The sequence below is a fragment of the Variovorax sp. P4_D9 genome (genome assembly GCF_056401695.1).
On record NZ_JBFUIU010000258.1, the window covers coordinates 1 to 11,406 of the forward strand.

10 protein-coding genes are annotated in these 11,406 nt (G+C 63.9%); 6 read left to right on the plus strand and 4 right to left on the minus strand.

What is annotated here, in order from left to right; genetic code table 11:
• Nucleotides 1-39: 39 nt before the first annotated feature.
• From AC1DY5_RS25350 to AC1DY5_RS25360, 3 genes are all read right to left on the minus strand, one after another.
• Nucleotides 40-684 (minus strand): DUF938 domain-containing protein, encoded by a 645-nt coding sequence (locus AC1DY5_RS25350; protein WP_478115853.1) that lies wholly within the window; start codon nucleotides 682-684, stop codon nucleotides 40-42.
• Nucleotides 685-917: 233 nt separating this feature from the next.
• Nucleotides 918-1,556, minus strand: a complete 639-nt coding sequence (locus tag AC1DY5_RS25355; RefSeq protein ID WP_478115855.1) for a hypothetical protein — start codon at nucleotides 1,554-1,556, stop codon at nucleotides 918-920.
• A 224-nt stretch (nucleotides 1,557-1,780) separates the two neighbouring features.
• Nucleotides 1,781-2,818 (minus strand): AraC family transcriptional regulator, encoded by a 1,038-nt coding sequence (locus AC1DY5_RS25360; RefSeq protein WP_478115856.1) that lies wholly within the window; start codon nucleotides 2,816-2,818, stop codon nucleotides 1,781-1,783.
• A gap of 229 nt (nucleotides 2,819-3,047) precedes the next feature.
• Between AC1DY5_RS25360 and AC1DY5_RS25365 the strand changes: the two genes are divergently transcribed.
• The 4 genes from AC1DY5_RS25365 (at nucleotide 3,048) to AC1DY5_RS25380 (ending at nucleotide 7,710) form a co-directional block, all read left to right on the plus strand.
• A complete protein-coding gene (locus AC1DY5_RS25365) occupies nucleotides 3,048-3,887 on the plus strand; it encodes an SDR family NAD(P)-dependent oxidoreductase (RefSeq protein ID WP_478115857.1) in 840 nt (279 codons plus the stop codon).
• 253 nt (nucleotides 3,888-4,140) lie between these two features.
• Nucleotides 4,141-5,778: a 3-(methylthio)propionyl-CoA ligase gene (locus tag AC1DY5_RS25370; RefSeq protein WP_478115859.1), complete on the plus strand. Its 1,638-nt coding sequence runs from the start codon at nucleotides 4,141-4,143 to the stop codon at nucleotides 5,776-5,778.
• 8 nt (nucleotides 5,779-5,786) lie between these two features.
• On the plus strand, nucleotides 5,787-6,335 hold the full coding sequence (locus tag AC1DY5_RS25375) for a sulfatase-like hydrolase/transferase (protein WP_478115861.1): 549 nt from the start codon (nucleotides 5,787-5,789) through the stop codon (nucleotides 6,333-6,335).
• Complete coding sequence (locus AC1DY5_RS25380) at nucleotides 6,274-7,710, plus strand: sulfatase-like hydrolase/transferase (RefSeq protein ID WP_478115862.1); 1,437 nt, start codon at nucleotides 6,274-6,276, stop codon at nucleotides 7,708-7,710. Before AC1DY5_RS25375 ends, AC1DY5_RS25380 begins: the two co-directional genes overlap by 62 nt.
• Before the next feature lie 297 nt (nucleotides 7,711-8,007).
• Here the strand turns inward: AC1DY5_RS25380 and AC1DY5_RS25385 are convergent, their stop codons facing one another.
• Complete coding sequence (locus AC1DY5_RS25385; protein WP_478115863.1) at nucleotides 8,008-8,760, minus strand: H-NS histone family protein; 753 nt, start codon at nucleotides 8,758-8,760, stop codon at nucleotides 8,008-8,010.
• 1,212 nt (nucleotides 8,761-9,972) lie between these two features.
• Between AC1DY5_RS25385 and AC1DY5_RS25390 the strand changes: the two genes are divergently transcribed.
• A complete protein-coding gene (locus AC1DY5_RS25390) occupies nucleotides 9,973-10,152 on the plus strand; it encodes a hypothetical protein (protein WP_478115865.1) in 180 nt (59 codons plus the stop codon).
• A 440-nt stretch (nucleotides 10,153-10,592) separates the two neighbouring features.
• Nucleotides 10,593-10,850 carry a hypothetical protein gene (locus AC1DY5_RS25395; protein WP_478115866.1) on the plus strand — a complete coding sequence of 86 codons (258 nt, stop codon included), beginning with the start codon at nucleotides 10,593-10,595 and terminating at the stop codon, nucleotides 10,848-10,850.
• Nucleotides 10,851-11,406 lie beyond the last annotated feature (556 nt).

Consider the following 11,406-nt stretch of genomic DNA (forward strand, 5'->3'; position numbering starts at 1 on the left):
CGGCCAGTTCCCGCCATTCGTGGCCGACAGCTTTGGTGCTCAAGCAAACCCGTCGATGAGGGCCCGCGCGCCGGGGAGTGCGCCGTTTGATTTCCGCCAGACCAGAGTGAAGTTGTTTGCCGGCATTGGTACGGCCTCCTCCAGCGCAASGCCTTCATTRCCCGCCACTTCCGCCACCTTGTCGATGTCGCGCACRCCCCAGAGCGGATTCCTTGCGCGCAGGCTCGCGTCGAACGCTTCATTGCTCTGCGACGTATGCGCGCCGCCGCGCATGTACGGGCCGTAGGTCACAAGCACGCCRCCGGCGGGCAGGATCCTGCCGACGCCCGCCATCAACGCGAGCGTGGCCTCCCACGGGCAGATGTGAATCACGTTGATGCACACGACCGCRTCRGCCGCGGATACGGGCCAGGGATGCTTCGTGACATCGATGGCGAGGGGCGGCTTTACGYTCGRCAGGTTGCCTTCGGCCACCCACGCCTCGATGGAAGCATGGCGCTCCACGTCCATCTCGCTGGGCTGGAAAGTGAGGGCGGGCAAAGCCCTGGCGAAGTGCGCCACGTGCTGCCCGGTGCCGCTGCCGATCTCGAGCACGAGGCCGCGTGGCGGCAATACGCGCGCAAGTACCTCGAGGATCGGCTGCTTATTGCGCTCGGGGGAGGGGGCGGCCTCGCGTGAGTCCATGCAGCGATGGTAAGCCTCAAGTCGTGSTCGGCGCCTCAACCGCTCTGTCTGCTGCCTGCCGATGTGTGCCCTCCGCTGTGGGACTTCCTTCAGGTCCCTGTGGGCGGGCTCGGCCGGCAGCTTTGCGGCAACGAGATCAGGAAAGTGGATGTCTCTTCAGGGCCCATAGGAGCCTCTCGACACGAAAGACCCGAGTCGGCAAAGCTGACGTTCAGGAGTCGGCCTGGCTCGCGTTATGCTGCCTGCRGCATCGTCTCCTCGAAGGAGGCCAGCGGCTTGATGAATGGCGCGAGCCGCCGGCCGGATTCCTCGCTGGTCAGCACCTCGGWGGGGGCCAGCTTGGTCAGCGTGCGCGCKGCSGGATTCGGCTCCCAGACATCCTCGCCCAGCAAGCGGCCCTGATCGTCATAGGGCCAGAACATCTGCATGCCCGGGACCTTGATCAGGTAGTAGGCATTCTCGTCGTCGACCTGCATGCCGTTGGCGGCCAGCGTCTTGCCGTGCGTCTGCTGGTACATCGTCGACACCGACGCGATGAAGTTGTCGGCGACGGCCACCTGTTCGTCCTCGACGTAGAAGATCGATTGGTTGGTCTGCGCCCAGACGGCGTAGAAGCCCTTGACGGCTTCGGCGCCCTCGAGCGTCGCACTGTTGCCGGCGACTTCGAAGTGGTAGACCGGCTTTGCGACCGTCATTTCGGGCGCGAAGATCTCTTCATAGCGACCAGCGATTTCCAGAAAGCGATGGCGGTGGTACGCCTCGAGCATGAAGCGATGACGCGGATTGGTCGTCACCTCCATCAACTTGTCGATGGCGCGGTTCGTCTTGCGGACGTCCAGGTTCGGGTTGCCGAGGATGTAGTCGTTCGTCATGGGGAGTTCCTTTGATGGTTGAGGGGGCTGGCGGGGCGAGATCCGACCTGGATCTGGTGCATGCATGGATGATGAAAGAGAAGGCGCAGATCCGCAAAGGCCAATGTCGACACTTGCTTGTCAATTTCCGACAAATTGGGGGATACCCTTGCGCCGGAAGCACGCGCACCCCGCCCGCCGTCCGCGCCGGGCCCCCCCGAAGCAAGTTGCCGACTTCTTTCCGACTAAGCCCCGCGATCGGAGGCGGCCTGGYGCTGGAACTCGCTCGGCGTCACCCCACAGTGGCGACGGAAGGCGCGGGTGAAATTGGCGGTGTCGCTGAAGCCCAGTTGCTCGGCGACCTTCGACACCGTCGCTCCCCCTTGAACGAGCAGCTCGCGGGCACGCTCGAACCGCACCTGCTGCGACAGTTCGCGGAACTGCAGGTGCTCCTTCTTCAGGTTGCGATCGATGGTCCGGGCGGAGATGTTCATGCGTTGCGCAATGTCGTCCAGCGTGACCTGCTGCCCTTGCGTCTCCCGCAGCAGCATCGTGATGTATTCGCCCCAGCCCGTGTCGGGCACCGGCCGGCGCTGCAGCGTCTGCAGGCGCTCCTCGACCTGTTCGACCACCTGGGGCGACGCCATCGGGAGCGGCCGGTCGAGCGCGGCTCGATCGAACACCAGCGTCACTGACGGCATGGACCCTTCATCGAAGAAGAAGCGCACCGGATCGAGCGTGGCATAGCGCGCATGGTGCGGCGGCGGCGGCATCCCAATGCGAATGTCGTAGGGCACCGCGTCCGGGCCAAAGAGCATCCTGAACTGGCTTACCACCGACACGGCGATCGCTTCCATCAGGAAGTGCATCGTCTGCATCGGCATCGCAACGACCGGTGTGAATACCGCTTCGCCGCCCTCCGGCCAGCGCCGGTACCGCATCGTGAACAGCTCGTTGATCAAGTGGTAGTAGCGGCTGGTGAACCTCAGGAGGTGGTCGAGGTGCAGGCAGCTGAGCATTCCGTAGCCCAGGAGGTCGTGCGAATTCAGCTTGATCATGCGACCCACCTCGAACCCGAGGTCGGTGCGACCGGTGACGTGGCAGGCGGCCACGATCAGCGCCTCCACCTCCTTGGGCAGGAGCATGCCGTCGATGGCCTCAAAGCGGCTCGCTTCAAGTTGTGCCATCGACAGCAGGCGCGTCGTGTCCACCCCTTGCGCGGCGAGGAAACCCAGCATCAGTGCGAAGTAGCGCGTCGGCACGCGCTTGGGTGACGCGGTCATCGAAAGAAGCTGCCGACGTGAGGGTATCCACCAGCTTGTCGCAAATTGACAAGCAAGTGTCGACAACTGACTTTGCGAAATTCAGCCAATTTTTTCATCATCCGTACACGAGATCCGAGTCGGGTTTCGCCGGCCATCCTATCAACACAACGCGTCCCCCACCACTGGAGCTACCCGTGTTTCTCGTACAGATCGCACACCCCTGTCATCAGCGAACGAGGTCAAGCCGATGACTCTCAGGAACCTTCGCGGCAAGCGCGTCCTCGTGACGGGCGCCGCGTCCGGCATCGGGCGCGCTACCGCACTCGCCTTCGCGAGCCAGGGTGCCGAACTGGTGCTCTGTGACCTGAATACGAATCGACTCGCACCCATGCGCGATGCTGTAAGCGCCCTCGGCGTGAACTGCGTGACCTTCGGTGTCGACGTATCGGACGAGGCGGCAATGCACGCCTTTTCGGCGCAGGTGCATGCGCAGGGCGGCCCGCTCGACATCCTCGTCAACAACGCCGGGATCGGCTATCTCGGAGGCTTCCTCGACAGTCCCTCGGACGCCTGGCGGCGCACGCTCGGCGTCAATGTGATGGGCGTCGTGCACGGCCTGCGCTGCTTCCTGCCGCAAATGCACGCGGCCGGCGGATCGCGCCGGGTCGTCAATGTGGCCTCGGTGGCGGGTGTTGCGCCGGCGCCCAACATGAGCGCCTACGCGGCCTCGAAGTCCGCCGTGATCGGCTTGTCGGAGTCGCTCTCGATGGAGCTGCGGCTTCGCAATTCCCGCGTCGGGCTGACGGTGGTTTGCCCGGGAATCATCAATACAGCCATCACGCACAACGCGAACAACGTGTCGCCTTCAATCGACGCGGCGCAGCTTGCGAAGTTGCGGGCCTATTACGAGGCCAAGGGCGTCCATGCGGATGTTGTCGCCCACGCCATCGTCGATGCCGTTCGCAGCGGGCGAGAACTGGTGCTCGTCGGGCCATTCGCCAAGCCGCTCTACCACCTGCGCCGGCTGTCGCGCGTCTTGCTGCGCCACGTGATGCTGGCGGACGCCCGAAAGATGGGCTACTGCTGACCCGTTCCTCCACCGGAGGGACGCCAAGCCCTGCCACCACAACAACAATTTCCTCGAGAGACTCTCCGTGCCCTCTGCTTCTTTGCGCCTTCCCGTCGCCAGCCATCGCCGTACTGCGGTTGCCAGCGCCGCCCTCGCGCTGCTCGCCATGGTCCCGCCGATCCACTCCTGTTGAACGACAGGCATTTCAAGAACCCATCAACGACCGCCGCTGCCGCTGTTGCCGCAGTTCCGGCCTGACAAGGAAACACCTATGAACGGACTCATGATGCAGCAGTCGCTGCTGATCTCCTCGCTGCTGGTTCACGCCGAGCGGCACCATGGCGAACAAAAAATCGTCTCTCGCCGCGTCGAGGGCGACATCCACCGCTACACCTTCCGCGACATGGCGACGCGCTCGCGCCGCATGGCCAATGCGCTGGCGTCGCTGGGCGTGAAGCCATCCGATCGCGTCGCCACGCTGGCGTGGAACGGCCATCGCCACATGGAGCTGTACTACGCGGTCTCGGGTTCCGGCGCCGTGCTGCATACGCTCAATCCGCGGTTGCATCCGGACCAGGTGGTCTGGATCGCAGATCACGCGGAAGACGAGGTGCTGTTCTTCGACTTGACATTCCTGCCGCTCGTCGAGGCCATCGCATCGCGCGTGAAGACGATCCGCCATTTCGTCGTCATGACCGACCGCGCGCACATGCCCAAGGACAGCACCGTACCCGGCTTGCTGTCCTACGAAGACCTGCTCGAAGACGCGAGCGACCGGTTCGAATGGCCCGAGTTCGACGAGAACACTGCATCGTCGCTCTGCTACACCTCGGGCACCACGGGCAACCCCAAGGGTGTGCTCTACAGCCATCGCTCGACGGTGCTGCACACCGTGGTCGCTGCGAACCCCGATGCGTTGAACTGCTCGGCGAGCGACGTGATCCTGCCGGTCGTGCCGATGTTCCATGTGAATGCCTGGGGCCTGCCCTACATCGCCTGCATGGTCGGCGCCAAGCTGGTGTTTCCGGGGCCGGGGCTGGACGGCAAGTCGCTGCACGATCTGTTCGAGGCCGAGGGCGTGACCGTCTCGGCGGGCGTGCCCACGGTGTGGCAGGGGCTGCTCGCCCATGTGGAGGCCCATGGCCTGGGCTTTCGCACCATGCGGCGCACGATTATCGGCGGCTCGGCCTGCCCCCCAGCGATGATCCGCACCTTCCAGGAGGTCTACAACGTCGACGTGCTGCACGCCTGGGGAATGACGGAACTCAGCCCGATCGGCACCGTGTGCAGCTTCAAGCCCAGGCACCTGCAGCTGTCGCAGGATGAGCGATACGCCGTGCAGGCCAAGCAGGGTCACGCGCTCTACGGAATCGACATGAAGATCGTCGACGAGGGCAACGAACTGCCGTGGGACGGCAAGTGCAGCGGCGACCTGCTGGTGCGCGGGCCCTGGGTGGTTTCGCAGTACTTCCGCGGCGAAGGCGAGCCACCGCTGGTGCAGTCGGCCGGCCAGGGATGGTTCCCGACGGGCGACGTCGCGACCATCGATACGGATGGCTTCATGCAGATCACCGACCGTAGCAAGGACGTGATCAAGTCGGGCGGCGAGTGGATCGGCTCGATCGACCTGGAGAACTTCGCCATGGCGCATCCGCAGGTCGCGATGGCGGCCTGTATCGCGGCCTATCACCCCAAGTGGGACGAGCGGCCCCTGCTGGTGGTCGTCAGGAAGCCCGACCAGGAACTCAGCCGCGAGGAGCTGCTCGCCTTCTACGAAGGAAAGATCGCGAGCTGGTGGACGCCGGACGACGTCGTCTTCGTCGATGCGATCCCGCTGGGAGCCACCGGGAAGATGCTCAAGAACCGCCTGCGCGAGATGTTCAAAGATCACATCCTGCCAACCATCTAGGACCCGAAATGAAGAATCCTTTCTACCGCTACCTGAAGGCGGCCTTGGCCGCAGTGCTCCCGTTGGGCGCCCTTGCCGCACCAGCCGCCGCGCAGGTCTCGCTGCCGTTCCCGCGCCCGCCGAGCGCCAGCGTGGCCGGCCCGAACCTTGCGGAGTCCCGCCACGAGTGGCGCAAGGCGCCCGCGCGCCTGGCCGCGGACGCGCCCAACGTCCTGATCGTGATGCTCGACGACGCCGGCTTCGCGCAGGCCGACACCGTCGGAGGACCGATCCACACGCCGACCTTCTCACGCGTCGCGCAGACGGGCGTGACCTACAACGCCTTCCACACCGCGGCCATCTGCTCGGCGTCGCGTGCCGCGCTCGGAACACGCCTTCGCGCGGCAGAAGCAGCTCGGCTGGATACCGAAGGACACGCAGCTCACGCCGCGGCCGTCCACCCTGCCCGCGTGGGACAGTCTGGACCCGAAGGAAAAGCAGTTCCAGGCACGCCTGATGGAGGTCTATGCGGGCTTCCTGGAGCACACCGATGCGCAGGTCGGCAAGCTGGTCGATGAACTGGAGCGGCAGGGGTTGCGCGAGAACACGCTGATCTTCTATGTCTTCTCCGACAATGGCGCATCGGCGGAGGGTATGCAAGGTTCGATCGCAGAGCTCAACTCGCAGAACGGCGTCACGGCCAGCGCACAGCAGCACATGGCCGTGCTGGAACGTGACTATGGCGGGCTCGATGCGCTCGGCGGGCCCAAGCTCGACAGCATGTATCACGCAGCCTGGGCCTGGGCCGGCATGACGCCTTTTCAGGGAACCAAACTGGTGGCCGGCTACTTCGGCGGCACGCGCACGCCGCTGGCCGTGTCGTGGCCGAAGAGGATCAAGCCCGACGCCAGGGTGCGCAACCAGTTCCATCACCTCAACGACATCGCACCGACGATCTACGAAATGGCGGGTGTGACGCCGCCGAAGTCAGTCGACGGCGTGGCGCAGGATCCGCTGGACGGGGTGAGCATGGCCGCGACCTTCGCCGATGCGAATGCCGTCGCGCGCAAGCCGGCGCAGTATTTCGAGAACCTGGGCAGCCGCGGCCTCTACAAGGACGGGTGGATGGCGTCGGTGTGGGGACCGCGCACGCCGTGGATCGTAGGCTTCGCCCAGTTCGTCGGATGGAAGCCCGACAACGACACCTGGGCGCTGTACAAGCTCGACGGCGACTACTCGCAAGCGGTCGATGTCTCAGCCGCAAACCCGGCCAAGCTGGAAGAAATGAAGCGCGAGTTCGACGCTCAAGCGAAGGCCAACAAGGTCTATCCGCTGGGGGCGGGCCTCTATCCCTTCCTCGATCCCAAGGCACGCATCGAGACGCCGTACAGCGATTGGATCTTCAGTGACCGCGTCACCCGCCTGCCCGAATTCGCCGCGCCGAACCTGCGTTCGCGCAACAGCCTGGTCACGGTCGATGCGGTGCTTCCGGCCGACGCGCAGGGCGTGATCTACGCGATGGGGGGCGTGTCGGGCGGCGTCACCCTTTACATCGATCGAGGCCAGCTGGTCTACGAATACAACGCGCTGGCGTTAAAGCGCAGTGTGGTGCGTTCGACCGCTGCGCTGCCCAAGGGCAAGGCTCGCATCGAAGTCGAAACAGTCATGGTCTCATCCAAGCCCGGCGCACCGGCGCAAATCGTGCTGCGGGTCGATGGGGCCGAGGTGGGCCGTGTCGAGGTGCCCTACACTCTGCCGCTGACCTTTACGGCGACAGAGACCTTCGATGTCGGCATGGATCTTGGCTCGCCAGTTGCGCTGGACTACTACAGCCGTGCGCCGTTTCGATTCAACGGCCGCATTGACGACGTTCATGTCGCATACAAGCCCAAGCTCGAACAACTCTCGATACCCGGTCTGAATGGTGCCTCGGCCAAAAATGGCCCCCCCTGAAGCAGACGGTGGCGGATTACTGCTCTTGGCCGCCATCGGGCGGAAAACAGCGTTCGTTCATTTTGCCGGGGTATAGACCTGGGGAAGCTGCTCCGCCCATTGGATGTATGAACGAAGTTCCGGGTCGACGGCAGTCGAGAACGAACCCTCACCCACAGCATGCCCGTTCCGAAGACCGACAAAGCCTAGTCGATGGAAACCCTCGCAGCGCCATATCTGGAAGCTGCGCCAAAAGAAACGGGCCGCAGAGCGGCCCGTTCGTGTGGTCTCTTCGGCCGAAGCAGGCCAATTGCGTTATCAGCTCGCGGATGCAGCCGTCTCCGGCGTGGCGGGGGTCAAAATAGGCGCCGCAGCGTTCGTGGACGTGCGCGGGCTGCGGGTCTTGGCGGCAGCTTGCGACTTAATCGCCCTGGCGGCGGCCTCCTTGGGGGCCTTCGCAGCAGCCTTTGGAGCCTTTGCAGCCTTGGGGGCGGCAGCTGCCTTCTTTGCCGGCGCGGCCTTCTTCGAAGGAGCGCTCTTCTTTGGTGCGGCCTTCTTCGCGACCGGCTTTTCAGCCTTAATTTCGGGAGCTGCGACAGAAGCGGGAGCAACCTTCCTGGCGCGAATCGACGTCTTCACCAGTGCTGCAGCTGTGCGGGCCTCACGGGTGGCTTTATCCGCCACTGCAGCGACAGGCGCCACGGCCTTTTCGACCGAAGGTGCTGCAACAACGCCAGATTGGTCGATGAGGAACTTGTCACGGTTGCGAACCGTGGCAATCCACCCGGGAGCCTTGCCGAAGCCCGTCCAGGTCTTGCCCGTCTTGGGGTGGCGGTACTTGGGAACGCCTGCGCCCTTGCGCACTGCTTTGCCACCGCCGAGGGCCTTGCCGGCGGCTGTCTTCAATGCTTTGGCGCCAGCGCCAAAGAGCTGTTCGACGGTCAGGCCAAACGTGGCAATCGACTCCTTGATTTGCGCAACCACCTTTGTCGTCTCAGTTTCACGGAGCGCGGCCGCCTCTTTTTCGAGTTTGGCGATGGCGGATTTGAGTTGCGCGTAGGACTTCGTCATTGAGTCTGGAACCTTTGAAGTTAAGGGAGTTCGTCGCTTAGCGAACGTTTGCGACAAAGGCGTCTGAATTTTGATGATTCGATGGAAAAACGTCTTCTCTTCAAATGCACGCCGGCCCGGATTTTACCCACAGGCGGACCGGGAGGTCTTTTCCCGCCTGCATGACACCATCACAGCACCACAGCTGTCGCAAACGAAGTGTTCTTGGAGTGCGCCGCATGATGGCAGAAGTCTTCTAGATACAGCGATTGCGACTTATATGCTCTAGGCGCAGCTTCTCTGTTCCGAGGGTGGACGGTAGTCTTTTGACCTGCTTCAGCCGCGCCTTTTCAAGTGGCTTGCTCTATCAAAGCGGGGCATCTTCCGGCAGGCCCGAGAGCGATACTTGTCGCAGGAATCCGCAACTGACAAGAAAACCCCCTCACGCCCGGCGCCCGAACGCAAAGGGCTTAGAAGCTGTGACGAACTTCCGGTCTTGGCCGTCCGACGACCTCGTGGCCCGCTTTCTGGCCTGGACCACGCTTCGTGGCCTGACAAAGGGCCAGCGCGTTGTCCACAACCAAGCCCCGTGGACAACCTTGCCTGCGCGAAACTTCGGGCAGCTTCAAAAACCAAGAGGTTGCCTTATGAGCACCGAACCCAACACGAACTCCACCTCCGATGTCCTGGCCGTCCTCCGCGACGACGTTGCGACCTGGGAGGCCACAGCAGAACAGGTCCGTACCGCTGCTCGGCGAGCGGTATATCGTCGTCGACCAGCACGACCGAGCCATGACCCTCTCGCCCGGCGCCTACGCACTGGAGCAAGCGCGCCCTGATCTGCTCGGCGTGAGCTTCATGACGCGCGAGAACGCGCACAAGACCGTTGCAGCCTCGCGAGATGCAGTTGTCGCCCGTTGCTGCCGCAGGCGATCGCCGGGTAAAGGCACAGCGCCTTCTGGACACCCTCGCAGACAAAGTGGCGCGGCGTTCGCGCGACGCCGAAGCTCTGGCGGTTGCTGGCGGGAACAGCGCAAAGGCTGAGCGCGCGCGCGAGGCCGAGGACGATGCCAACCTGAAGGCCCGAGTCCTGGCCGCGGTCGTGCGCGTGATGGGCTGGCCGCGCCGCCGGCGGGCTCGAAGTCCCGCGACGAACTGGCCGACAGGCTCTTCCATGCGGTTTCGGCTCATAGCCTGGCGCGCGTCCAGCCGCTGAGCGATCGCCTGCGGTCCTTGCTGCAGGAAGCGTACTTCGCGAGCGAAAACGATGCCGGGGCCTATGGACGCGAGTGGCGGCGCGATATCGCGATCAACGGGAAGAAGGGCCTGGCGGACGAGTCGGACGCGGCGATCCTGGAGCGGGCGTTCATCAACGTTGGCCACGCCTACTTGGTATGTTCGAACGGAGCCTGATTCAGCGATCACGAGTAGGAGTTCCTGATCGTGATGGCACGGGAGGACCAGGTGGAGATGGTTCGAGCCGACCCACGAGTTGGCCGCCTTGGTGGCTGGTGTCGACAACCACTGGTGGCATTGCAGCCTCTCGGACGTCCACCGTGTGCTCACGGTGAGCTACTTCGACAGCCTCGGCATCCATCGACTCACATGACCGCCCGGTGTGGACCCGCATGCCGGGTGGTGTGGCAGGGGCGCAGCCTCGCGCTGCCCCCTATGCCGATCAAGGTCGGCTCCCCTTCGCGCAGCCCTTCTTGCTGGGAGGCCCGCCGGCTGAGGGGTGGAAGGGCCGGGGGGACAGGATATGTAGGCGCGCGCCGATTGCACCTAGCGCGGATGAAGTACAGGATGATTTCCGCGCCAGGCTTTACCACCGTTTGAACGTCAAGGATTGCCGTATGAACCTGATGACCGTCGACCTCTACCAAAGCGCCACCAATCCAGAAAAGTTTCTGGCGGTTCCCGCTGGAGTTGATCCGGCAGGCCTCATGGGTCCAATGACCTTCGACAAGGACTACGCACAGGTCGTCCGATACCGCGAGGGATTCGAGTTCGATCCGGCTGAATCCTATGCCGGGGTGAACGCTGCCAAGATCGCCGCCGACATCCTGACCGTGAAGTGGGCGATGTATGAAAGGACCAGCGCCGCAACCTGAGAGACCTCGCCTGGCTGGCTGGTGCACAACCCCGGCCTCGAGCCGGGATGTCGTTTCGGACACGACGCCCTCAACGTCGCGGGTCTGCCGATTCCGCCAGCCCTCGGCGTGTAAAGCGCCGCTCTGCCGGCTGAGCTAGAGGTCCGTATTGAAATCTTGGTGCGGGCAGAGATTTCCTCGACCTACCGGTTAAAAGCCGGCCGCTGCTGCGAGTGTTCCTCGTAGTGCAGGATGGGAACGATCCATCAACCACGTCCGCGCTCTTCCACTGAGCTACTGCACCGAATGACGCTGATGGTCCCCGAGGTCCGGTTCGAACGGACACGCCCTGCGGGCAGCCGATTTTGAGGCAACCGCGTCTGCCGATTCGGTCCTCTGCAGTTGTGGCGGTGCCAACGAATGCTTCCTGGTAGCAACGCTGGCGGACGGTTCGCCGCAGGTCAACGTCCAAGGCCGTCGGCGGCGGCGATGATCTGCGCCGCATTCGGGAAGTTGCAGAGGCTGTTCGGCCCGTCGAGCGCCTCGATCTGCACCCAGCCGACGATGCCGGCCGCAT